The sequence below is a fragment of the Sinomonas terrae genome (assembly GCF_022539255.1).
GTDB classification, from domain to species: Bacteria; Actinomycetota; Actinomycetes; order Actinomycetales; family Micrococcaceae; genus Sinomonas; species Sinomonas terrae.
The window spans coordinates 181,277-202,519 of record NZ_JAKZBV010000002.1 but is presented as its reverse complement, the minus strand read 5'-3'; the positions used below and the strand labels follow the sequence as shown (position 1 = coordinate 202,519).

Sequence of the window (21,243 nt, the reverse complement as noted above, 5' to 3'; positions counted from 1 at the left end):
TGATCCTCTGCCGTTAGGACAGGCTGGCGACCGAGGACGTGGCCAGGACCTTGCCCTGCGCATCCAAAGCCTGGACGGCCAGGTGCGGTGCGGCCGCAACTGCTACTGATGTCTCGAAGCCCGTCTTCTTCACCAGCGCGGCCTCCTTGAGCGACGACGGGTCGCTTCCGGTGAGGAAGCGCCAGCTTGCAATCTCGGTGGCGCCGTTCCAGCTCGCGTAGGCCTGCATCGTCGAGCCGTTGCCCTGGACGGCGACGACGTCGGGCAGGGTCGTGGGCGTGGCGGTCCAGACCGAGCGGTAGACGCGGTACGAGCCTCCACCGATGTTGGTCGCTTCGAAGACGGGGGTCCCGTTGGCGGTGAACTCCGTTGCCGCTGGATCCGACCCCCAGCCGACCATGTAGTTGCCGTTCTCGAGGAACTGCACGTTGCCCATGGCGTTGCCCCTGTGGCCACCGCGGGCCAGCTGAAGCTTGACCGAAGCGGTGCGCTTCTGCTCATCGACGTTGAGGATAAGCCCCCGCGACGTGCCGGTTGTGCCGTCTTTGTAGTGGTTGTCGAACATGCTGATGACGCCGTTGGCGCGTTGGCGGACGTCATGCTGCCACGCGAAGACCGCGTCGGCGGGAAGCGTGAAGTCGCTCCTCTTGCCGCCCATGCGCCACTGGATCGCGCCGGTCGAGTCGATGTGGTAGATCGTGTGCGTGTGCCGGAAGGAGACGAGGTACCCATCCGTCCGCAGAGAGACCGCGTTGACGTGGTAGGGATCGAAAGCCTTTGCGGCTGTCGAACCATCAGCTGTCGGGTCGTCCGTCGTCTTCAGATAGGACTCATCGAGCCCGACGTAGTCGGAGGCCTTCCAGTCGAAGAGCAGATTCCCGGTAGCGATGTCCACTTCCTGCACGTGGCAGTCGTACATGTAGCCGTTCATCTGCCCACCGGCGGGCGTGAGATCGAAGCGAATCGTGGGGTACGAGGTCAAGAGTGCCGTGCCCTTGGGGGTCACGGTGAATTCGTGGAGGTCCGCCTTGAGTCCGTCACCCGCATTGACCTGCGCGATGGTCTGGTAGGAAGTGTCCTTGATGACGCCGAACCCTTCGCCGTGCCCTCCCATGCCTTGGCCACTCCAGTAGGTGAGGACGGGCTTGCCCTGATACGTCTGGACCCGGAGGTCCGTGACGCCTGCACCCGTCGGCTCCATCCAAACGGGACGCCCCTGGTTGTCCATGATGAGGCCGTTCGAACCATGGCCCATGGGCCCGGCGAAGATGAGACCCGGTGCGGTGCTACCCGACGACCAGACATTGACGTGGGGGGTCGTGAGCTTGGTGCTCACGAAGGTGCGGTCCGGGGGCGCCGTGGCCCCCGCCGTCGCCGAGGGAGACGGAGTCGCCGCAGACGCGCTGGGCGGCAACGGGAAGATGCTCGAGCGGGCGACGGTTGCTCCAGCGGCTGCGCCGAAAACCGCCAATCCCGCGCCTTGAATGAAGTGACGACGACTCGCCCTGACCATGAATCCCTCTCCTAACTTGATGGGCACGTCCGGTGCACAAGTTGCGTAGGGTGTCCTGTAAGCCATGAGTCCGGCCGTCGCCGGCCCCAGAGCACTTTGCGCGGTGGCCCTTCCGGATCCGTCCGAGGTTGCCGGGGCCGGCGGCAGAGCGACATTGGCCTAGGTGATGCCGCCCATCAGCCACCATCCGGGACGCCCTCGGAACGGGAAACACCAGTCCTCAGCGGGCTCGAGTCAAGGCCTCGCCCGTGTGAGTCGGTGCGGCCAGAGGGGATGCCGTGTCCGCCGCTGTCTCCGCGCAGGGCGAGGGGCTGGCCCTCCTCGAACCGAGACGGGCGCAGAACGGAGAAATCCAGCTGGCCCTCGGAAGGAAGGACATCGGAGATGTCGATCTTGGTGGAGTCCTCGGCGAGGATCGCCCGCACGCATCTCGCCACGCCAGCGTGAATTGTCATTCCGTGACCGTTCATTCCGACTGCGTGGACGAGGTTGGATATCCGGCCGTCCCGTCCTATAACGGGGTACCCGTCGTCGGAGGTGTCGTAGACGCAGGTCCATCCGCTGACGACCTTGCTCTTCGGAAGGCGGTAGAACGTCTCGAGCTGAGGCACGAGCGAGGGTGCGAACCCCGCGTCGGGCAGCTTGTCGAAGTGGTCGGGATCTGCGGTACCCTGATCGGCTCGGGTCTTGTCGCGGTGCTGGCCGAACAGCAACGCGCCTCCGATTTCTCCCCGGCACCAGACGCCATCTCCCTCCCAGCTCATGGAAGGGGCACCGTGCAAGGGAACCGGCCCGGGTTCGTCATCGTAGGCAGTAGCGAGCGCAACATTCATCCGCTGGGGGGTGATGTGAAGCGAAGTCCCTGCCAATGCAGCAACCTTGTTGGCCCAAGCGCCCGAGGCGTTGACCACTGTCTTGGCGCGCCAGAGACCGCGGCGGGTGGCCACCTCGGAGATCAGGCCCCCGTCAGTTCTCAGCTCGAGGACCGGGTTTCCGTAATCGACCGTCACCGATGGCTGTGCTTTCAAGAGCCGACGGTATAGATCGATGAGTTCAAAAGGATTCACGAACCCTATGTTCGGCTCGAATACGCCGCCCAGTACCCCCTCTGGGGCGATCCAGGGGAAGCGTTGCAGGAGGGCGTCTCGTTCGAGGAGTTCGTTCTCGTACATCCCGGACGGTGCCGCAGCAAGTTCTTCTGGTACGTCGTCCTTGGGGGGAAACGCGTCTGGGTCTCGGACGATGGTCAGGCTACCCCAGGTGTTGAACCCGAATTCGTGTTCCCGGGCGAATTCCTGCATGCGCGCATGGCCTATGAGGCTGAGCCTCTGATAAACAGGCCCTTGATCGTGCCGGCAGATCACCCCTGCAGAACGCCCGGAGGTTCCCGATCCGGGGCCCTCCTTGTCGAAGAGAGCCACGGAAAGCTCTGTCTGGGTAGCGAGTTCGTACGCGATGCTGAGACCGACTACCCCGCCGCCGATGATGGCAACGTCAGCTGATCGCGTCATTGTGGATCCTTTCGGAGTGGCTGAGAAAAGGGTCATTTGCTGATCCCCGCGGTGATGCCCGAGACGAGGTAGCGCTGGAAGGCGATGAAGGCGGCGATGGGAGGAATGGCGCTAAGGAGCGAGCCTGTCAGCACGAGATCGAGGTTCGAGCTCCTGACGCTCTCCAACGATGCGATGCCGACACTGATCGTCCTCATGTCCGGATCGGGAAGGAAGAGCAGCCCGATCAGAAGATCGTTCCACGCTCCCAGAAAGGCCAGCACTCCTATTGTCACCAAGGCCGGCATCGACAGGGGAAGCATGATCTCGGTGAACACACGCCCGTAGCCCGCGCCGTCGGCGATACCGCTCTCCACTAGTTCATCGGGCAGGGACCGGAAGAAATTCGCCATCAAGATCGTGGAGAACGGTGTGGCACCCGCGGCGTACATGAGGATCGGGCCCCAGTAGGAACCGACCCCTCCCACATGGGAGAGGTTCAGGTAGTTCGGCAGGATGGTCGTGGCAACGGGCACGCTGATTCCTGCCACAACGACGGCGAAGGCAGCTTTGCTCCCGGGGTAGGGCAGCTTGGCGAAGCCGAATCCGGCGAGAGCGCTCACCACGACGACGATCACTGCCGATCCGATGGACACAAGAGCCGAATTGAGCATGTACTGCCCTATCGGCACACTGCTGAACAGCTCGGCCCACAGCGACCCCCCGTCCTGGGACGAAGGTCGAAGCGACACGATCACGAGATATGCAAACGGGACGAGCGAGGCCAGCGCAGCAATGCCGATGGCAACGCCGGGGACGAAGCGAGAGCGGTTGCGGCGCTGGGGTGCCATGGATTGGGACGGCCGGAGGAGCGGCACAAGGCGTTGGGTCATTCTTGGTCTCCCGATCTGCTGAAGGCCCGGATAGTCAGGATCACGGCCAAGGTGACGATGAGGAGCACCAGCCCCAGGGCAGCCCCCAGTCCGAAGCTGCCACTTGAGAACGCCGTCTGCCATACGGCGAACTCCAGCGTCGTGGTCGACGCCCCTGGGCCGCCGCCGGTCATTACGAAGATCAGGGCGAACAGTCCGGTGAACGACACGACAACGGTGATGACGAAGACGAATTCGACGAATCGGCGCATCGCTGGCATCACGATGCTGAAGAGGATCCGTGTGGACGATGCACCGTCCACCCGGGCTGCCTCTACCATGGAGCGGTCGACAGTCGCGAACCCGGCCAGGAAGATGACGGTGTTGACGCCGAAAACCGCGGCGTTGAATGTGACGAGCACAGCGATCAGCGCCCACGTCGGCTGGGCAAGCCAGTTGGTCTGCAGTGAGCCGAGGCCGAGTCCACCGAGCACGCCGTTTATCACGCCGTCGCTGGAGAAGAAGCTGCGGGCCACCAGCCCTATGACCACCCACGAGAGCGCGGTGGGCGCAAAGATGATGATCCGCAGCACCCGTCCGCCGCGGATTCCGCTGCTCAGCAGATAAGCCGAGACGAATGGGAAGATCATTCCGACCGGGATCGACACGAGGATGAACAGGCTGTTGAGCAGGGTGCGCTGGAGGTCCGGGTTCAAGGCAACGCTGAGGTAGTTGTCAAATCCCACCCAGTCGGCGCTGGTTCCATCCCAGTCCGTGAAGCTGTACCAGATGCCTTCCACCAGTGGGACGGCCATGAACATGGTCAGCAGGATCAGGGCAGGGAGCGTGAACAGGAAGCCGCTGAGCCTCGCCGCCCGCCGGTACCTATTCTTCGACGCCTTCTTCTTCGGCGCCTTCGGAACGTCGGAGGCTCGGTCCGACCGGCCGCGGAGATCGGGCTCGACCTTGTTCTCAATCAAGGGACTCTCCTGGTGGAGGGGTCGCCGCCGTACGAGCAGACGCCGACCCCGTCGTGGAAGGGGCGATCACTTGGACGTGAGGTTCACGTGAACGTCCTTCTGCTTCGCCGGCAGCGCATCGAATGCCGCGTCGATCGCGGAGAGCCCGTCGCTCACCCCGAGCTGGCCGACCAGCACCTGCGGGATCTTGCTCGTGATCGCATCCGTGACGCCCGGCTGCGTGTAGTCGTCGAACATCGGGTACAGCGTCGTTCCGGGTGCCGAGCTCATCTTGATCAGCTCGTTCATCATCGGGATCGCCGTCGTGAAGCCCGGGCGCGTCGGCGGGAGCCCGAACTTGGCGATGATCTGCTGACCCTCGTCACTGAGGATGTAAGCTGCGAACTTCCCGGCCTCGGCTTCATGCTTGGAGTACTTCATCACCGAATAGGCGGAGCCTGCCGTCTCCGATAGGGCGTGCTGCGGCTGTGGCGAGTACGGGGGCACCAGCAGCCCGACGTTGTCGCCCATCTTCTCGTAGAGGTTCTTGACTTCCCATGAGCCGCTGGCGAAGAACATCGCAGCCTTGCCGGCGATGAACTGGCTCTCGGGATCGGGCGAGTTCAGAGCGTCCTTGTTCAGGCAGCCGTTCTTGTAGAGGTCTGCCCAGGCCTGCAGCTGCGACTGCAGCGCTGGATTGTTGTACTTCAGGCTCCCGTCGTAGAGCTTGGACCAGTCGTCAGGGGAGAGGGTGGAGGCGATGTACGACCACTCTGGAAGCGGTCCCATCTCCGCAGCGCCGTACTCGCCGCCGTTCACGATCGGAAGGACCCCCTTGCCCTTGAGCGTCGTGCAGGTCGCGTTCAAGTCGTCCCAGGTCTTCGGCGTGGCCGAGATGCCGTTCTGGGCGAAGAGCTTCTTGTTGTAGAAGCCCACGTACCACTGGTCCCCGGTCGGTACCGCGTACACCTGCTTTCCGGGGTCGTTGTCCTTCGCGTAGAACTTGGTGGACGAGGACTGCTTGATGATGTCCCTGGACATGAACTGGCTCAGATCAGCCATGTAGGGCAGGAAGGGCGTCATGTAACCGCCGGGCCACATGTTCGCGATGTCCGGACCCTTGCCGGTCACCGACGCGCTCTGCAGGGCCTGGAAGTAAGAGCTCACGGGCTGGGAGACGAGGTTCACCTTGATCGAGGGGTTCGCCTTCTCGAACCCCTCGATCAGCGGCTTCTCGACACAGTCGCCCTTCGAGCAATCGCCGTCAAGCCACAGAGTCAGCGTCACAGGGCCGGCATCGGCCTTCTGGTCCGAGGAACACCCCCCTAACAAGCTGGCGGAGGCTACTGCTGCGACGGCGAAGAGCGCCGCCAGGAACCGCTTGGATTTCACACTGTGCTCCGATCTTTGAAAGCCATGGTGGCGAGGTATTCCGTGCACGCGCTGAGCAGTCGTTCGAAGCTCCCTCGGGCTAAGGGCGACTGCCAGGCTGGGTAGCGTTGGTCTGAGTAGGCGGCGGCTGGTGCCACATATCCCTGGTGGGCGCCGTTTCCCAGGTTGACGACGACGACAGCTCGGTCGGGCGCAGCCGAGCGCAGCCGCTTTTGGAGCTCCGAGTAGGCCTCGCCCGGATACGCGAAGACAACGGCCCGCCCAAGCTCCCAGATGGTCACCGGGAACACGGTTTCGGTAGCGGCCACATTCGACCGCACACGCCCCGCCCGTATCTCGCGGTCGGCTTGGACGACGGGATCTTCCGTCGCCGGCGGCTGATTGCTCTGAGTTGAGAGGACGACGTCGAGGCGCGTGAACGAGCTCGCGCTGTCGTCCGGCACGCCTGCGGCAGTGTAGACCCCGAGGGGGGCTCCGGACTCTATCGTCTCGGCGTATTCGAGCTGGGTCCCCGGGGCGAGCATTCCTTCGAGCGTCGACAGCACCGCGTAGCCGAGAACACGGCCGTTCCTGTCCGCGTCGGCAGGGTCCGAGCTGTACTGAACGCGAGGGCTCAGGTCGCCGGAGGCGCCTTGGAGGAAGAGGAAGGCTCCTCCGGTGGCGGCTTCCACGACCTCCCTTGCACTGCCGAGGTAGTCGGGGGAGATCAGCGAGTTTGTCCCGCCCAGCGTCGTCGGATGCGCAGCGTAATTCACCACCACGGCGATCGTGCGGCCCTCCGGGGACACCAGCCGGCCGACGAGCAGGGTGTCGTCCGCCTCCACGGAGGGGTTCGCGCCGACGACGAAGCGTCCCTCGTGGGGAACATAGAGGTCACGGTTGAACGCCAGCGAACACCGGCCGTACGCCCAGTCGAGGGAAGCAGGCTCCAGCGCCTCGAACAGCCGGCTGGCCTCGGAGGACACGGAGCGTCCGATCTCCTCCAGATAGGGTGCGACCAGCTCGCCGCCGGGCCGGTCGAAGTCGGCGCGCGAGAGCGAAGGCCCCGCATGCGTATGGGTCAGTGCGACGATCACCCGCTCCGGGCTCAGGCCGCACGCTTCGAGGATCGCCGCCCTCAGCGCCTCCTCGTCCCCTGAGCTCATCCACCATCCCAGGTCCATGCTCACGAGAAGGGAGCGGCCGCCCTCCCCGGCCTCCGTTTCCAGGGCGAGCAGCGATGCGTAGAGCGGCCGGTGGACGCCGGTCGCCGTCTTCTGCCGGCTGTACGCCCAGTTGTGCAGGTGGATGCCGGTCGGCGGCGTGATGTCGACGGTCGAGGCGGCGCACCGCAGCCGACATGGCGGGAAATCAATAGCCTTCATCCGACTTCTTTCACTGAATGAAATCACGTTTTCTGTGAGTGACATCACCTGCAACGCTAGGGTTGGGCACTGGGCGGTGTCAAGGGATTAACCATATAATCTGTAGGGTCATTGGAGCCGGATGAAGGGCATCAGGGTGGCCACTCGAGCACTGCCGGAGAATTACAATCTCGAATCTGTCGCCCGCGCAGTTTCGGTGCTGAAAGCGCTGGAATCGGCGGAAGCGAGTTCTCTCGAAAGGGTGGCACGGATTTCGGGCTTGAGTGAATCCACGGCTCTGCGCTATCTTTCGAGCCTCGCCAACCACGATCTCGTGGAGCGCGATCCGGAATCCGGCCATTACCGCCTCGGCCTGACCCTCTTCACTTTCGGGACTGCGGCAATCCGTCAACGCAACATCATGAGCCTTGCCGCGCCGATGCTGGATCTGCTGCATGAACGCTTCGACGAGACTATCAATCTCGCGGCCCGCCAGAATGGGCAGGTGATGGTCCTCCAAGTGCTCGAGAGCACTCGGCCGATGCGGAAGGGGGTCGCGGCCGGCGGAATTGACTCCTGGCATGCGACCGCGCTGGGAAAGGCTATTCTGGCGTGCCTACCCGACACGGACGTCGAAGCAATTCTGAGTCGCTACAATGCCGCGCGATTCACCCCGAATACCCTGGTCGAGTCCCATGCGCTGCTCGCGGACCTCGCCGCGGCCCGCAGCCGCGGTTACGCGATCGACGACGAGGAATCCGAGGAGGGCCTCCGGTGTGTGGGCGTGGCGATCAGAGTCCAGTCGGGGGCCCCGGACTACGCGTTGAGCATCTCCGGGCCCAAGAGCCGTATGCCCTATTCCAGGCTGCAGGAGATCGGAACGGCGATTCTGGAATCGGGCAGGGAGCTCTCTGTCGAACTCGGATGGACCCCTCCGGCTCAGGACGCCTCGCATCCTGCGGCCTCCTGAGCCGGAGACTCACGCCCTTTCCGTCTCGACCGGGGCGAGGGTCCCCACGGTTTCGCGTAGCTCGGCGAGAAGACGCACCAGCCGGGCCCGCCCTTCTGGATCCAGCGAGAAGCCGAGCGGTGTGCGCGCCGTCTCGCTGGTGATGACGCCCTGTTCGACCAGCAGAAACTTCTCGCAGACCACAAAGGAGTCCAGATCGTCCTGCATGCTGATCATCTCGGACAGAGGAGTGTTGATGCTGCGTGCACGTTCGATGTCGCCGCTCTCGAGGGCGTTCCACATGGCGACCACGGCCCAGCACACTTCGGCGCCGGGCATGGACCCGCTGACTCCCCCCGGGTAGGTCTCGAGGAGGGCAGCACCCCCCATTCCCTCGAAGATCTCGGCCTTGCCTCCCGTGGCGGCGAGGAGTGCGTCCAGCGTGGGGCGTACGGGGACAGCCTCGGGCTTGAACTTGACGTGTGGCCCGAATTCTTCGAACAGCCGCGCCTGCATCTCGACGGTGAGCGACTGTCCCACGTACCCGCTCGCGTCCTGGATGATGACCGGCACGGAGGAGTGCTTCAGCAGGACCCGGAAGTACTCCTCGAGTTGTCCGGGCGAGTTCTTCCCGTGGAGTGGGGGAGTGGCCATCAGGGCCGATGCTCCGGCAGAGATCGCATCGTCGATGCGGGAGCGGGCGATTGCCGTGCTCTCGCCTCCGACGCTTGCAACGCACGGCAGCCCCCGCGCTGCGGCCGCAGACGAGGCAATCCGGATGATCTGCCTGCGCTCGGAGTCCTGCAGTCTGAGCGACTCCGACACCATGCCGAAAACAACTCCGTGCGGCCCTTGCGAGGCTATCCAGTCGATTTCTCTCTCCAGCCCGGAGAAGTCGATGGATTCGTCGGCGGCGAACGGGGTCTGAAAGACCGGGTATACCCCGCGTAAAACTGTGTAGACCATGCTCCATAGCCCTTTCTTGGGAAGGTGAATGACGGCCGAGTCCGTCAGGACCGGCCCACGACCGGCTCGATGAACGCGTCGGTGCCCGGTCCGAGAGCCTGGAGGAAATCGAGGTCGCATCCCTGGGGCGCCTGGGTGACGTGATTCCTGTACAGCGCCACCCAGCCGCGGACATGGGGCGATGGAGAGGGCGTCCACTCCGTGCGCCGCCTGGCGAGTTCTTCGGGATCCACTTCCAGGTCGATTCGCCCGTTGGGAACGTCGAGGGCAATGACGTCCCCGTCCCGGACGAGCGAGAGAGGGCCGCCCACGGCTGACTCGGGCGCCACATGGAGGACGACCGTTCCAAAGCTGGTGCCGCTCATACGGGCGTCGCTGACCCGCACCATGTCCTTCACCCCCATCCGAGCGAGCTTGCCTGGAATCGGGATCATCGCCCATTCGGGCATCCCAGGGCCCCCGACCGGCCCGCCTCCCTGGAGCACGAGGACGCTCTCCGGCGAGACGTCCAGGTGCGGGTCATCGATTCGGCGCCGCATGTCGTCGTAGTCGGCGAACACGACGGCGGGACCATGATGGACCAGCAGTCCTTCGCTGGCGGCGGCGACCTTGATCAGAGCCCCATCCGGTGCGAGGGAGCCGGAGAGCACTGCGAGGCCGCCCGGGACGTCGTCTGGGACGTCTTCAAGCTCTCGGATGACCCGAGCGGGCGTCTCGGCGACCTCGATGACCTCGGCGAGGGTGCGGCCTTGGACATTGGGCGTCGAGCCGTCCAGCAGAGTGCTAAGGGAGCGCAGCAGGGTCGGCACTCCGCCTGCGGCATCGAAGTCCTGGGCGAGCCCCTTGCCTATGGGCTGGATGTCCGTGACTACCGGCGCCTTCTTGAATGCCTCCTGCAGGGCGATCGGTGTGAGCGAGATTCCCGCGCGGCCTGCGACGGCGGCCAGGTGGATGACGGCGTTCGTCGATCCTCCGCATGCCGAGACGACGCTGAGCGCATTTGCCAGCGACGCCTCGGTCACCAGCTCGCGCGGGCGAATCGGGTGGTGAGCGCGCTCCACTGCCGTTCTCCCTGCTTCCGCAGCGAAGGAGAGCCCGCGCGGGTCACCAGCCGGAACGGTCGAAGCCCCCGATATGGTGAATCCGAGGGTCTCAGCCGTGATCGCCATCGTCGTGGCGGTGCCCATCACGTTGCAGGCCCCGAGCCCGCAGGAATAGCAGTTCTCGAAGGCCTGCCAGTTCTCCTCTGACATGCGGCCTGCGCGTCGTTCGTCCAGGGCTTTCCACAGATCTGTTCCCGAGCCGAGCCGCTCGCCGTTGAACTCCGCCGGAGGCCGAGCACCGCCCAGAATGAGGACTGTCGGGACATTGGCGCTGACGGCCCCCATGATCGCACCCGGGATCGTCTTGTCGCAGTTCGCTGTCAGTATCAGGGCGTCGATTGGGTAGGCACGCACCATCTCCTCGATCTCTATCGAAAGCAGATTGCGGTAGAGCATCGCCGTGGGCTTCATCAGGTCCTCGCCAAGTGAAATGCTGGGGAAGACGACTGGGATTCCGCCGGCCGCGACGACCCCTGCGCGTGCAGCTTCGATCTGGCCCGAGAGCGAGGAGTTGCACGGGTTGAGGTCGCTCACAGTGTTGCTTATGCCGATCACCGGCCGACCGGGTTTTGGGTCGAGCCCGACTGCACGAAGGGCGGCCCGATTCTGAAGCCCGACCTCTTCGGGCGCGTCCAGCCACCGCGCGCTGCGCAACCGGCCCGACCCGGTTTCCATATCACTCACAGGCTTCCCCTTCGTCCTGAGCCCGGTGCCCCCTGTTCATGAGGGAGGCCAGGCTGAGACCGCCATCCGAGACCAGCACAGCTCCGGTTGTCGCCACGTTCAGAGGCGAACACAGGTGCAGCACGTCCCGGGTGACCTGCTCGGGATTCAGGGTTTTGCCTGTGGGGATGGCCTCCAGCGTACGGTCCTTCAGTTCTTCATCCGCCGCCAGCAGCGCTTTGGACAGTCCCGCTTCCACGATGCCGGGGGCGACTTCGTTGACAAGGATTCCATCCGACGCGTGATCGAGCGCCAGCGTGCGCATCAGCATTCGCATTCCGGCTTTCGCCACGGAATAGCTGCCGATGTGGGGGTGCGGTGCATGGGCGGCCCAAGAGCCCACGGTCACGATGCGGCCGGGGACCGAGGCTGCCACCATACGGGTGATGAGCGACCGTGCGGTGAAGAATGCGGAGTCAAGGCAGCTGGCAAGCACGCCTCTCCACTCCTGGTCCTTGGTCTCGACGAGTCTGGAGGCGCCGGAGATGCCTGCGGCGAGCACGCCGATGGTGGGCACTCCCCATGCCTGCACCACCGCCGCAATCCACTCCTCGACGGCCTGCGAATCGCTCAGGTCAACCTCGTCGAACCGATAGGAACCATCCGCCCCATCCAGGTGCGAATCGCGCTTCGGTTTGATGTCGGCTGAGGCTACTCTGACCCCGCGATCGCGGAGGCTTCGAACAATGTGGCTCCCGATATCCCCGGAGCCCCCGGTCACGACCGCGATCTGACCGACCCATGAGCCCTTTGCGCTCTCCACGGCTAGGCCAGAGGAGCTTCCAGGCCCGGGTTGATCCCGATGCCCGCAGTCATTGTCCGGGGCTGGGGAACGCGAAGCCACGCTCCGCCGCTCGCGATCGACTCTTCGGAGACGATTCCGGGCAGCGTCATCTCGAGGGCCTTGTAGACGTCGATGGGAGCCGGAGTCCCCTGCTCGACCGCTGTGAGGAATTCCAGGAAGGGCCACGCGTCCGAACCCCAGTGCCCGGATCCCGCTGGAGGGTTTGCGTACCCGTCGGGCAGGAAGCGCTCCGCGTACGCCTCTAGCGGCTCCCAGGATTCAGGCGCCGAACGCCCGTGAAGGTACACCCGAGGCAGGTCTCCCATTCCGCGTCCGGACTCGTAGGCGCCTCCGGTGCCCTGGACCGAGTAGAAGTCCCAGAGTTCAGGCCTATTGGACAGCAGGTCGAGGCGGGTCCGGATGAGCCCCCCCTTGCGCGTCCTGGCAAGGAGCGTCACGGAGTCGTCCATCTCGTGCTCGGGGTCGGTCCACCGGCCCGTTCCGACGCAGCTGACCGATTCGATCCGGTCGTCCATCCAGTCGAGGAGGGGACCGAGGCTATGAGTGGGATACGTAACGCCGTTCCGCCCGACCTGCCAGTAGTAGCGCCAGGTCGGATCGCCCGACGGCGAGGTGTGGAAGGCCTTCATTTCGTGCACGTATTCGGCCTCGCCCATGTAGAGCTCGCCGAACATCCCCTCCCGCGCCATTGCTCGGACAATAAGGTTGTTCCGCGTATATCCGTAGTTCTCCGACATCATGTAGACGCGCGACGAGGAGCGGGCCGCGGCAAGGAGGATGTTCACCTGTTCCATGCTCACGGCGGCGGGGACTTCGCTGAGGACGTGAACGCCCGCCTGCAGTGCGTAGGCTGCCTGAGGGGCATGGTATTGCTGCGGGGAGGCGATGACGAGGATGTCGCAAATGTCGACGGCCTCTTCGAAGCTGGTGAAGAGCTGTTGGGCTCCGTACTCCCGGTTGAATGCGAGGGAGGCTTCCGGGGCCGGGTCATACACGCCCTGCAGGACGGCGCGATCGCCGGCCGCCCGGATCGCGGCGATGTATCCGCCGCCCCTGGACGCGCCTACGATGCCTACCTTCAAAGGTTCGTGCTTTGCCACTTACCTCACACCCCCCTGCGAAGCCTTTGCGGCATGGAGGTTTGAAAAGACGCGGGACCATCGCTCGCAGTGGTCGCTGTCCAGGTAAACCGGGACGAACCCCATACCTAGGTAAGTTGAAATTGCAGGCAACCTGACATCGTCGGTCTCGAGCACCACTTCAGCCAATTCCCGGCCCTCCAAGAAATCGATGACGGCCTCAACGACCGCACGTCCGAGCCTACGGCCGCGCATTTCCGGATCGACGGCCACCCAGTGGACATATCCGGCGTCCGGGAAACGCTCCTTCCAATGCCGAGCAGACGCGGTAGCGATAATCCGCCCTTCGTCCTCGATCACCATGACAGCGAGCACGTCGCCCGCTCCCGTTAGTTCACGTTCCACTCTCCCAGCGGTCCAGGTTCCGTCCTCGAATGCAGCACCGAGAAGCACAGCGAGTGCTTGATTATCCTCACGTGTCGCCTTTCGAACATGCCATCCGCTCGACGTCTTGTCGCCGTACGATTCCGATGCTGGAAGAAGCATTGCCAGTTGAGCCATCTGATTCCATTCAGTGAAAGGTATAATCCATTAGCTGCAATCTATCATAACCTTGCATTGTCGTTCTATGTATCTGCAGAGGTTAGTTGGGGGTTCGGTGCGACGTTCCGCACCACGCGACATCCGGCATTCCCGGTACCTGCACCTGCACCGAGAAAAGCGCTCCTGCCCCCGAACCGCGGTCCGGCTCCCGGTCGGAGCCCTGGGCAGTGGTGATGACCATGGTGCGCATATCTTCTCCGGCAAAGGTCACCGAGGTCACGAGCGGGGCGGGAACCTCGACAACCCCGAGTAGTTCCCCGAGGCTCGAATAACGCCGCACCTCTCCCGCTCCCCAGATCGCGATCCAGAGCGCGCCATCAGCATCGACGTGCAATCCGTCCGGAATGCCGTCATCGATGTGGAAGGCCGGGCGCCAGGCAGACGCGGACCCGGTAGCCGGCTCGTAGCGTGCGCACCAGACAGTCCCAGGGACCGAATCGACGAGGTACATGGCTGTTCCAGAGGGGCTCCAGCCCATGCCATTGGCGTGGTGAAGATCCCGGCGTTCTGCATCCAGATCCAAGGAGCCCGATGCTCGAAACAGCATCTCCTCGTGCAGAATCCGTCCGTCGGTGACGGTCCCGACGAAGAACCGCCCTCGTGGGTCGCAGGCGCCGTCGTTTAGGCGCTGGTCAGCCCTCTTCAGGACCTTACGGCCGAATCGAAGCGTTCCGTCGGCTTGCAAAAGGGCCAGACCATGACGAGCGGCCAACAAAATGCCGCCGTCCGCATTCGGCACTACAGCTCCCACCGGCCCATCGAGTGCAAGGTGCAGCTCGGGCCGAAGGCCTTCGCGGTCGAATGGTGAGGAGAACACCACGCCCCTCGGGATGTCCACCCACCAAAGGCGCTCTCCGGCCTTGTCCCAGACGATTCCTTCGGCGAGGCAGTGAACAGGATCCGTAATCTGCTGCGCCTTGCTTGCCTTCATCGGAGTCTCCTCGGTGATGCGATTCAGTCAGGTACACGCGGAGCTGAGGCCTTGTCCTCGGCCCTTCGGAGGGCCCCGGAGCGCGCACGAGATCAGGGACGTCCGGGCTTCTCGTGTGCCTCAAGGTCCAGACGGGGCCAGTTCGAAGAGTGTCTTCGTGATACCGGCATCTGATGGTGGAGGCGGCAGGTGCCACCGGGGACGCCGTAGCCGCCCGTGGCCGGAGAGTGCGGCATCGGTGCCGTCCCTGTGGCTGCAGGCAATCTTCCGTCCGATCGGGCTGCCCTCATCAAGAAGCGGTCGGTATGCCACGGGGGGCCGTTGAACCACTTAAGGCACCGCCCTCGGATCTCGTCTGGGCCGCTCTTCAGGGGCTTGCGGCGGTGGAAGAGGAACTCCTGCCCACAAGCAGGGCGGGCCGGGACGGGATCGGGTCTCTGCCCGACGGCAGGCTTTGCATGAGCTGGTCCCCCTTCGAACAGAAGGGGCCCGGGGATGCTAGGGGCGGGGGGCCAAGACGCGCTGGCGCTGCGTTCCGAGCCCGTCGATCCCCAGCTCCATGACGTCTTCGGGCTGGAGCCAGATCGGCGGTGTGAAGCCCATCCCCACACCGGGGGGTGTGCCGGTGTTGATCAGGTCGCCGGGCTCGAGCACCAGGAACTGGCTGAGGTGGTGCACGATGTAGTAGGGGTCGAAGATCATGGTGGCCGTCGAGCCGGTCTGACGGCGGATCCCGTTGACGTCCAGCCACATCCCGAGGCCGAGCACGTCGTCGATCTCGTCGGGGGTGGCGAGCCAGGGCCCTGCGGGGTTGAAGGTCTCTGCCGACTTTCCCTTCGCCCACTGGCCCCCGCGCTCCATCTGGAATGCACGTTCGCTGACGTCGTTCACGAGGACGAAGCCGGCGATGGCGTCTCGGGCATCGTCTGCGGAATCCAGATAGCTCGTGCGCCTGCCGATGACGATGCCGAGCTCGACCTCCCAGTCGGGCTTCGTCGCCCCTCGGGGGATGCGCACGTGGTCGTTGGGCCCGACCAGCGTGTTCGGGGACTTCGTGAACAGGATCGGCTCCGAAGGGACGGCCTGCCCGGTCTCCGCGGCGTGGTCGCTGAAGTTCAGGCCGATGCACAGGATCTGGTGAGGGCGGACGATCGGGGCGCCGATGCGTTCGCCCTCGAAGCGCGAGAGGGGGCCGGAGGCTATCCGCTCGGCGACGACTGGCCTGATTCTCGCCAGGCCCTCGGATCCGAAGAACTTCTCGTCGAAGTCCTCGACGATGTCGGAGACGTCGACGTAGTTCTCTTCGTCGACGCGGACGACGGGCTTCTCCGAGCCGACGGCTCCGATGCGCATGAGCTTCATTCTGCCTCTTTCCTCTGGGTCTGGCTCTTCTGGCCCGCGATGATGCTGCGCATTTCCGCCACCCTCCGGACGAGTTCTGGAAGGGGGGTCCGGTACGCGAGGGCGCTGATGCTGATGGCTCCGCTCGGCACGATCGCGGAGGTGAGGAACGCGGGCAGTGCCAGGCAGTTCACTCCGGGCTCGTTCTCCTGGTCGTCCACGCTGTATCCGCGTTCGCGGATTTCGGCCAGTTCGCGGTGCAGGCCCGCGGCCGTGACGATCGTGTTGTCCGTGGGCCGCTCGAGCGGCCGGTCCCCGATCCACCCGGTCACGTCCTCGAGGGAGTGGAGCCGGTAGGAGAGCAGCAGCTTGCCGACGCCGGTGGCGTGTGCGGGATTCCTTCCGCCGATGGAGGAGGTGAGCCTGACGGGACCGCTGGGAGCGTCGACCTTGGACCGGTAGACCACGTCGCGTCCGTCGAGCACCGCGTAGTGCACTGTCTCGCCGAACCGGGCTGCCAGGGTTTCCAGCACACCTTGGATCCGAACGTGCTCCGGCCGCGCCTCGTGGAACGCGAACGCGATGCGAACGAACTCGTCGCCGAGCAGGTAGTGGCCCCTGCCGTCCTGCTCTGCCAGTCCGGCACGCCGCAGCGATGCCAGCGCCCTGTGGACGGTGGGCTTGGAGCCGGCCACCGACCGGGCCATCTCCTCGAGCCCGACCCCGGAGGGGTGGCGGGCCAGCTCGAGGAGCACGGCCAGGACCCGGTCCGAACCGACCGGACCGTCTGGGGGCTGCTTGCCCGACGCGTCCATTGGTGGGGTAGTCTGCATTGTAATTCTACATATTAGACCTTAATTCCGATTAATGAAAACAGGAGGATGCCTCATGGGCAGGACTGCGGTCATCACCGGAGGGATGAGCGGGCTCGGCGCGGCAACGGCCGCGCGGCTCGCCGCGGACGGGGTCGAGGTCGTGGTGGTCGACGTGGCCGCCGGGGCGGATGTGGTGCTCGACATCTCCGATTCCGGGGCGGTCACCCGGGCGGCCGAGAAGATCGGCGAGGTCGACATCCTGGTCAACAGCGCGGGCATCGTCGGCCCCAACAAGCCGCTCTGGGAGATCGCCGACGAGGAGTGGCTGCGGACCTTTGCCGTCAACGTCACGGGGACCTTCAACATGTGCCGCGCGTTCACGCCCGGGATGAAGGCGCGCGGCTGGGGCCGCGTGGTGAACTTCGCGAGCATGGCCGGCAAGGACGGCAATCCGAACATGGCCGCCTACTCCGCGACGAAGGCCGCGGTCATCGGCATGACCAAATCCCTCGGGAAGGAGCTGGCCGCCGACGGCGTCCTGGTCAACGCGATCGCCCCGGCGGTAGTGGACACGCCGATGAACGCGGAGACCGCTCCCGAGGTGCTGGCGCACATCACGAGCCTGATCCCCATGAAGCGGGTGGGGCGCCCGCAGGAGGTCGCCGAGCTGGTGGCATGGCTCGCCTCGGAGAAGGTCAGCTTCTCCACCGGCGCCGTCTACGACATCAGCGGGGGCCGGGCCACCTACTGACAGCGCCCGGGCACGCGCGTCAGAAGGTGACGGTGAGCCCGCAGTCGATTGGCAGCACCTGTCCCGTCACGTAGGTGTTGGCGGGCGAGCAGAAGAAGAGGGCCGCCTCCGCCACCTCCTCCGACGCTGCAGGGGCGCCGGAGGAGGATGCGCCCTGCTCAAGTAGGCGGAACAGAAGCAGTCCCTCGTACTCTTCGGTCCCGCGGCTTCTGGCGTACGGAAATGTTCACGAGTATGGCGATGGAGCGTTTTCCCGGCAGTTCCAGCCCGGTGCGAACCTTATAACCGAGAGGCGTCCGATCCCTTCAGCTGGGGGAGGGACACTCTTGTCATGGCCGGAATCTACTGGGCCTCAGAATTGGAAGAATTATGCTTCTTTCCGTACCTTCGTATCGAGTTCTTCCGCCTCGAGGTTGCACCGTCGCCATCAGATCTGTCGAACGCCAAACTGCCCTAGGATTTCGTTACAGTGCCGATCAACCCAGACCTTCCAATTACGCCTCTTACACAGCAGCCAACCCTTAGAGAGGCAGTGACGCAGTCACTGTATGCAGCAATCGTGTCCGGTGCTCTCGACGAGGGGCTGCTGTACTCAGCTCCCGTCCTCGGCGCGGCACTCGGTGTCTCTGCCACGCCAGTTCGGGAAGCAATGATGGACCTAAGCCGTGAAGGCTTTGTCGAGCGCGTCAAGAACAAGGGCTTCCGGATCACTGGCCTGACGAAGCGCGCCATTAGGGAGATCACGGAGATTCGGCTCCTGATCGAACCCATTATTGTTGCTGGTTTAGCGGGAAGGATTCCGGCTAGCGCGCTCTCGGAGCTGAATGGCGTTGCCAACCGTGCGCTGGCATCCGCCGAAGCGGCAGACCTTCCGGGATTCCAGCTGGCCGACCGTGACTTCCATTCAGAGATCTTGCGTCACCACGGTAACGAAGAACTCGTAAAATTGGCCACAAATCTCCACATGAGAACGCGGCTCACCGCGGTCAAGTCCCTGAACGATTCGGATCTGCTCATCGACCATGCCCGAGAACATGTCGAAATCGTCCGACTCCTCGAGTCCGGCGATAGCTCGAAGGCGAAACACCTCATGGGTCGGCACGTTTCCCAGTCGGGGAGAGGCGGCAGCGAAGAGCGAGAAGAATCGCCTAACGCCACGGCCCTATGAGCCTTTGAAACTCCGCTTAGCTGGAAAAGGCCTGCCCCCGACAGGAGGAGCAGGTCTATTGGAACGCACCATAATCGGTTCGGCGACGCCGCGGCCTACGCCACGAGCATCCACCTCAGAACGTAAGCCGACAAGAGAGGCGACCCCGCACGACACTTCCCGTCCCCACGGAGGCCGCAGCGCCCCCTTTGCCGGCTCTTCGCGTTTCCGCGGGAATGGTCCTGCTGGGTGATTGTCACGCTGCTGTCTGAGCGGCGCTCCTGAGCAGGATACGGGATCGGTAGTTGTCCGGGTTCCGGAAGCCCCGTCCGGTTCGTTTGATGTTCTTGATCGCGGTGTTGTTCGCCTCGACCTTGGCCGTGGTCGCGCCGGTGGTGATGAGGACTTCGATCTCGTTCCACCAGCGCTTCACGGTGCGCAGGAGCCGTTTCGTCTCCACGGTCGGGGCGGCCTCGACGAGGCCCTCGAGGATCCGCAGGTGGTCCCGCGCCTCCTCGAGCGCCCCGGACGCGAGCAGGGTGCGGAGCTGCTCCTTGGCCTCCCAGGCGGCCTGCAGCTGCCCGGTCGGGTCGTCGGATTCGAAGACCGCCCGCAGTCGGGCCCTGCCGCGGCCGGAGAGGGTCTCGGCGCCGCGCAGGAGCAGGCGCCGGTTCGCCCACCCCGGGTCCACCGCCCTGCCGCGGCGGCCCTTGATCTCCTGGCTCAGCCGCTGCCTGGCCTCGGTGACGGCCTGGTTCGCCAGCTGGACGAGGTGGAACGCGTCGACCGACACCGCGGTGCGCGGAAGCCACATCCGCAGGGCCTTGCGGAACGCCGCCGACGGGTCGATCGCCACGACCTCCACCCCGAGGCGCCACGCCAGCGGCCGGGCGAACAGCCAGTCCCCGACACCGGTGCTGTCGCGGCCGTCCACGATGCCCAGCACCTGTCCGGTGTCCAGGTCAACGATCGTGGTCATCCACGGCTCGACCCGCACCCACGGCGATGCCTCGTCGGCCCGGTACCAGCGCACGGACCGGTACCTGTGCTCGTCGATCCCGAGCCTCTTCGGCGCGAGCAGGTCGACGTCCGGCAGCGTCGCCGCGGCGGCGTCCAGGGCGGTCTGGGCCAGCCACCACGAGACCCCGTGGGCCCGGGCAGCCTCGAGTGCGGCACGGCCCGAGCGGATCACGGCATCCACAAGCGCATGCAGGAGCCGGCGCGTGGACCGGGCCCGCCTGGGCACCTCGTCCGTGGCCTCGGTGAACGACCCACGCGGGCACGCCGGCTCGTCGCAGAACCAGCGCCGCTTGCGCCACAGCACCACGACAGCGCCGGCCAGGGGGACGTCGCGCAGCCGCTGGAGCCGTCGGTCCTTCACGCGGGCCGAGACGACCCCGCAGGCGGGACAGCCCGGCACCCCGGTGGACTCCACAGTGATCCGGCGGACGCCGAAGGCGGTGAGCGCGGCGGAGAGGACGCGGTATTCGGGCAGGTTGAAGATCACGGTGGCAGCACAGGGCTGCCCCGTCGTAGGCTCGATCAAGGCTCGTGGATCCTGTTCCGGACGAATGACTAGACACCACTCATCCAACAGGGCCACGAGCCCCTTCACGCCCTACGGCGCGAGCCCGATTCCCGCGGAAACGCGAAGAGCCCCTTTGCCGCGCCCTCAAGGCCGCGCGCGCCTCCCGTGCCTGCATCGGCACGCCATAGAAAGGCATAGGGGACGGGGAAACGGATTTCGGTCGAGGCCGGCGTTCCGGCGAAGCCCCCACGCGTAGGCGACCTTCATGATGGTCGCGGTCCGGAAAGCGGGGATCCAGCCCTTGGCCCTGGAGCGGCGGATCCGCAGCACGCGCTCGTCGGCGCAGTCGAAGAGGTCCTCGAGCTCGTCACGGGTGTAGGGGCGCTTGCCCGGCGCGCCGACCTCGTCTTGGGCGTGGCGAACGGTGTTCCACTCATGGAAGACCTGCGCAGGATGGTCGCCGAAGCGCTCCCAGCACTGCTTGCCCCACCCGTAGGCCGGGTCCGTCAGGTACTCCAGAAACATCCGCAGCGCGTTCTGGTAGCCCAGCACCGTCGAGCGCGCGGCGCCTTTCAGGGCCCGCAGCTCGAGGAAGAACTCATCGACCGTCCCGGCCGTCCACTCCCACGGATAGGCCCCGGCGAACTCGCGGAAACGCACCACCGTGCCGCGGCGGGCCTCGACCGTGCCCGCAGAGAGGTTCCGGGCGAACTGCTGGGCCGCCCAGCCCTGGAGCATCTCCGTCCACACCGTCTCGGCCTCGTTCAGCAGCCCCGTGCCGGAGCGCAGCACCAGCGGCACGGCGCCTGCCGGGGTGATCTCAGGTGTTCGCATAATATGCGAACACCTCGCATGAAACGCGAAAGACTGCCAAACAAGCAGAGAAACCGCAGATCAAAGGCAGGTCATCGGGATTCTCGAGGGTCCAGCTTG

General features: G+C 65.0%; 21 protein-coding genes. 4 read left to right on the top strand and 17 right to left on the bottom strand.

Annotated elements, in window-relative coordinates:
- Window positions 1–13 precede the first annotated feature (13 nt).
- Window positions 14–1,336: an arylsulfotransferase family protein gene (locus tag L0M17_RS21780; protein WP_241056723.1), complete on the bottom strand. Its 1,323-nt coding sequence runs from the start codon at window positions 1,334–1,336 to the stop codon at window positions 14–16.
- Here L0M17_RS21780 and L0M17_RS21775 point away from each other — a divergent pair.
- Window positions 1,326–1,484 (top strand): hypothetical protein, encoded by a 159-nt coding sequence (locus L0M17_RS21775; RefSeq protein ID WP_241056722.1) that lies wholly within the window; start codon window positions 1,326–1,328, stop codon window positions 1,482–1,484. The two genes, L0M17_RS21780 and L0M17_RS21775, sit on opposite strands and share 11 nt — an antisense overlap.
- Before the next feature lie 205 nt (window positions 1,485–1,689).
- Here L0M17_RS21775 and L0M17_RS21770 read toward each other — a convergent pair whose 3' ends face one another.
- From L0M17_RS21770 to L0M17_RS21750, 5 genes are all read right to left on the bottom strand, one after another.
- The gene (locus L0M17_RS21770) at window positions 1,690–3,024 is read right to left on the bottom strand and encodes an NAD(P)/FAD-dependent oxidoreductase (protein WP_241056721.1); all 1,335 of its coding nucleotides are present in this window, start codon (window positions 3,022–3,024) and stop codon (window positions 1,690–1,692) included.
- Between the two features lie 32 nt (window positions 3,025–3,056).
- On the bottom strand, window positions 3,057–3,677 hold the full coding sequence (locus L0M17_RS21765) for a carbohydrate ABC transporter permease (protein WP_372498084.1): 621 nt from the start codon (window positions 3,675–3,677) through the stop codon (window positions 3,057–3,059).
- Window positions 3,678–3,892: 215 nt separating this feature from the next.
- Window positions 3,893–4,855 (bottom strand): carbohydrate ABC transporter permease, encoded by a 963-nt coding sequence (locus L0M17_RS21760; protein ID WP_241056719.1) that lies wholly within the window; start codon window positions 4,853–4,855, stop codon window positions 3,893–3,895.
- Window positions 4,856–4,921: 66 nt separating this feature from the next.
- On the bottom strand, window positions 4,922–6,121 hold the full coding sequence (locus L0M17_RS21755; protein ID WP_241056718.1) for an ABC transporter substrate-binding protein: 1,200 nt from the start codon (window positions 6,119–6,121) through the stop codon (window positions 4,922–4,924).
- A gap of 101 nt (window positions 6,122–6,222) precedes the next feature.
- Entirely contained in the window at window positions 6,223–7,590 is a 1,368-nt protein-coding gene (locus tag L0M17_RS21750) for a neutral/alkaline non-lysosomal ceramidase N-terminal domain-containing protein (protein WP_241056717.1), read from the bottom strand.
- 121 nt (window positions 7,591–7,711) lie between these two features.
- On the opposite strand from L0M17_RS21750, the gene L0M17_RS21745 reads away from it, so the two are divergent.
- The gene (locus tag L0M17_RS21745) at window positions 7,712–8,539 is read left to right on the top strand and encodes an IclR family transcriptional regulator (protein WP_241056716.1); all 828 of its coding nucleotides are present in this window, start codon (window positions 7,712–7,714) and stop codon (window positions 8,537–8,539) included.
- 9 nt (window positions 8,540–8,548) lie between these two features.
- Here the strand turns inward: L0M17_RS21745 and L0M17_RS21740 are convergent, their stop codons facing one another.
- The 8 genes from L0M17_RS21740 to L0M17_RS21705 all read right to left on the bottom strand — a co-directional run bounded on the left by L0M17_RS21740 (window position 8,549) and on the right by L0M17_RS21705 (window position 16,902).
- Window positions 8,549–9,484 carry a dihydrodipicolinate synthase family protein gene (locus tag L0M17_RS21740; protein ID WP_241056715.1) on the bottom strand — a complete coding sequence of 312 codons (936 nt, stop codon included), beginning with the start codon at window positions 9,482–9,484 and terminating at the stop codon, window positions 8,549–8,551.
- 44 nt (window positions 9,485–9,528) lie between these two features.
- Window positions 9,529–11,262, bottom strand: coding sequence for a dihydroxy-acid dehydratase (locus L0M17_RS21735; protein WP_241056734.1), 1,734 nt, complete (start codon window positions 11,260–11,262; stop codon window positions 9,529–9,531).
- A 1-nt stretch (window position 11,263) separates the two neighbouring features.
- On the bottom strand, window positions 11,264–12,031 hold the full coding sequence (locus L0M17_RS21730) for an SDR family NAD(P)-dependent oxidoreductase (RefSeq protein WP_241056714.1): 768 nt from the start codon (window positions 12,029–12,031) through the stop codon (window positions 11,264–11,266).
- Window positions 12,032–12,075: 44 nt separating this feature from the next.
- Window positions 12,076–13,197, bottom strand: coding sequence for a Gfo/Idh/MocA family protein (locus L0M17_RS21725; protein WP_241056712.1), 1,122 nt, complete (start codon window positions 13,195–13,197; stop codon window positions 12,076–12,078).
- A gap of 18 nt (window positions 13,198–13,215) precedes the next feature.
- On the bottom strand, window positions 13,216–13,755 hold the full coding sequence (locus L0M17_RS21720) for a GNAT family N-acetyltransferase (protein WP_241056710.1): 540 nt from the start codon (window positions 13,753–13,755) through the stop codon (window positions 13,216–13,218).
- A gap of 82 nt (window positions 13,756–13,837) precedes the next feature.
- Window positions 13,838–14,728: an SMP-30/gluconolactonase/LRE family protein gene (locus L0M17_RS21715; RefSeq protein ID WP_241056709.1), complete on the bottom strand. Its 891-nt coding sequence runs from the start codon at window positions 14,726–14,728 to the stop codon at window positions 13,838–13,840.
- A gap of 498 nt (window positions 14,729–15,226) precedes the next feature.
- A complete protein-coding gene (locus L0M17_RS21710; RefSeq protein ID WP_241056707.1) occupies window positions 15,227–16,090 on the bottom strand; it encodes a fumarylacetoacetate hydrolase family protein in 864 nt (287 codons plus the stop codon).
- The gene (locus L0M17_RS21705; RefSeq protein WP_241056706.1) at window positions 16,087–16,902 is read right to left on the bottom strand and encodes an IclR family transcriptional regulator; all 816 of its coding nucleotides are present in this window, start codon (window positions 16,900–16,902) and stop codon (window positions 16,087–16,089) included. The genes L0M17_RS21710 and L0M17_RS21705 overlap by 4 nt, the downstream gene beginning before the upstream one ends.
- 55 nt (window positions 16,903–16,957) lie before the next feature.
- On the opposite strand from L0M17_RS21705, the gene L0M17_RS21700 reads away from it, so the two are divergent.
- Window positions 16,958–17,635 (top strand): SDR family NAD(P)-dependent oxidoreductase, encoded by a 678-nt coding sequence (locus tag L0M17_RS21700; RefSeq protein WP_241056705.1) that lies wholly within the window; start codon window positions 16,958–16,960, stop codon window positions 17,633–17,635.
- A 19-nt stretch (window positions 17,636–17,654) separates the two neighbouring features.
- On the opposite strand, the gene L0M17_RS23030 is transcribed toward L0M17_RS21700, so the two are convergent.
- Window positions 17,655–17,810: an SDR family oxidoreductase gene (locus L0M17_RS23030; RefSeq protein ID WP_372498083.1), complete on the bottom strand. Its 156-nt coding sequence runs from the start codon at window positions 17,808–17,810 to the stop codon at window positions 17,655–17,657.
- A 294-nt stretch (window positions 17,811–18,104) separates the two neighbouring features.
- Here L0M17_RS23030 and L0M17_RS22830 point away from each other — a divergent pair, with 294 nt between their 5' ends.
- Window positions 18,105–18,803, top strand: coding sequence for a GntR family transcriptional regulator (locus L0M17_RS22830; protein ID WP_241056703.1), 699 nt, complete (start codon window positions 18,105–18,107; stop codon window positions 18,801–18,803).
- A 235-nt stretch (window positions 18,804–19,038) separates the two neighbouring features.
- Here the strand turns inward: L0M17_RS22830 and L0M17_RS21690 are convergent, their stop codons facing one another.
- Both L0M17_RS21690 and L0M17_RS21685 read right to left on the bottom strand, forming a co-directional pair.
- Window positions 19,039–20,328 carry an ISL3 family transposase gene (locus L0M17_RS21690; RefSeq protein ID WP_241052686.1) on the bottom strand — a complete coding sequence of 430 codons (1,290 nt, stop codon included), beginning with the start codon at window positions 20,326–20,328 and terminating at the stop codon, window positions 19,039–19,041.
- Between the two features lie 126 nt (window positions 20,329–20,454).
- Entirely contained in the window at window positions 20,455–21,144 is a 690-nt protein-coding gene (locus tag L0M17_RS21685; RefSeq protein ID WP_241056701.1) for a site-specific integrase, read from the bottom strand.
- Window positions 21,145–21,243: the final 99 nt, after the last annotated feature.

Coding starts and splice junctions, on each gene's coding strand:
- L0M17_RS21770 (WP_241056721.1), bottom strand. CDS start 3,024: ATGACGCGATCAGCTGACGTTGCCATCATCGGCGGCGGGGTAGTCGGT.
- L0M17_RS21765 (WP_372498084.1), bottom strand. CDS start 3,677: ATGCTCAATTCGGCTCTTGTGTCCATCGGATCGGCAGTGATCGTCGTC.
- L0M17_RS21750 (WP_241056717.1), bottom strand. CDS start 7,590: ATGAAGGCTATTGATTTCCCGCCATGTCGGCTGCGGTGCGCCGCCTCG.
- L0M17_RS21745 (WP_241056716.1), top strand. CDS start 7,712: ATGAAGGGCATCAGGGTGGCCACTCGAGCACTGCCGGAGAATTACAAT.
- L0M17_RS21740 (WP_241056715.1), bottom strand. CDS start 9,484: ATGGTCTACACAGTTTTACGCGGGGTATACCCGGTCTTTCAGACCCCG.
- L0M17_RS21735 (WP_241056734.1), bottom strand. CDS start 11,262: ATGGAAACCGGGTCGGGCCGGTTGCGCAGCGCGCGGTGGCTGGACGCG.
- L0M17_RS21720 (WP_241056710.1), bottom strand. CDS start 13,755: ATGGCTCAACTGGCAATGCTTCTTCCAGCATCGGAATCGTACGGCGAC.
- L0M17_RS21715 (WP_241056709.1), bottom strand. CDS start 14,728: ATGAAGGCAAGCAAGGCGCAGCAGATTACGGATCCTGTTCACTGCCTC.
- L0M17_RS21710 (WP_241056707.1), bottom strand. CDS start 16,090: ATGAAGCTCATGCGCATCGGAGCCGTCGGCTCGGAGAAGCCCGTCGTC.
- L0M17_RS21705 (WP_241056706.1), bottom strand. CDS start 16,902: ATGCAGACTACCCCACCAATGGACGCGTCGGGCAAGCAGCCCCCAGAC.
- L0M17_RS21700 (WP_241056705.1), top strand. CDS start 16,958: ATGGGCAGGACTGCGGTCATCACCGGAGGGATGAGCGGGCTCGGCGCG.
- L0M17_RS21685 (WP_241056701.1), bottom strand. CDS start 21,144: ATGCGAACACCTGAGATCACCCCGGCAGGCGCCGTGCCGCTGGTGCTG.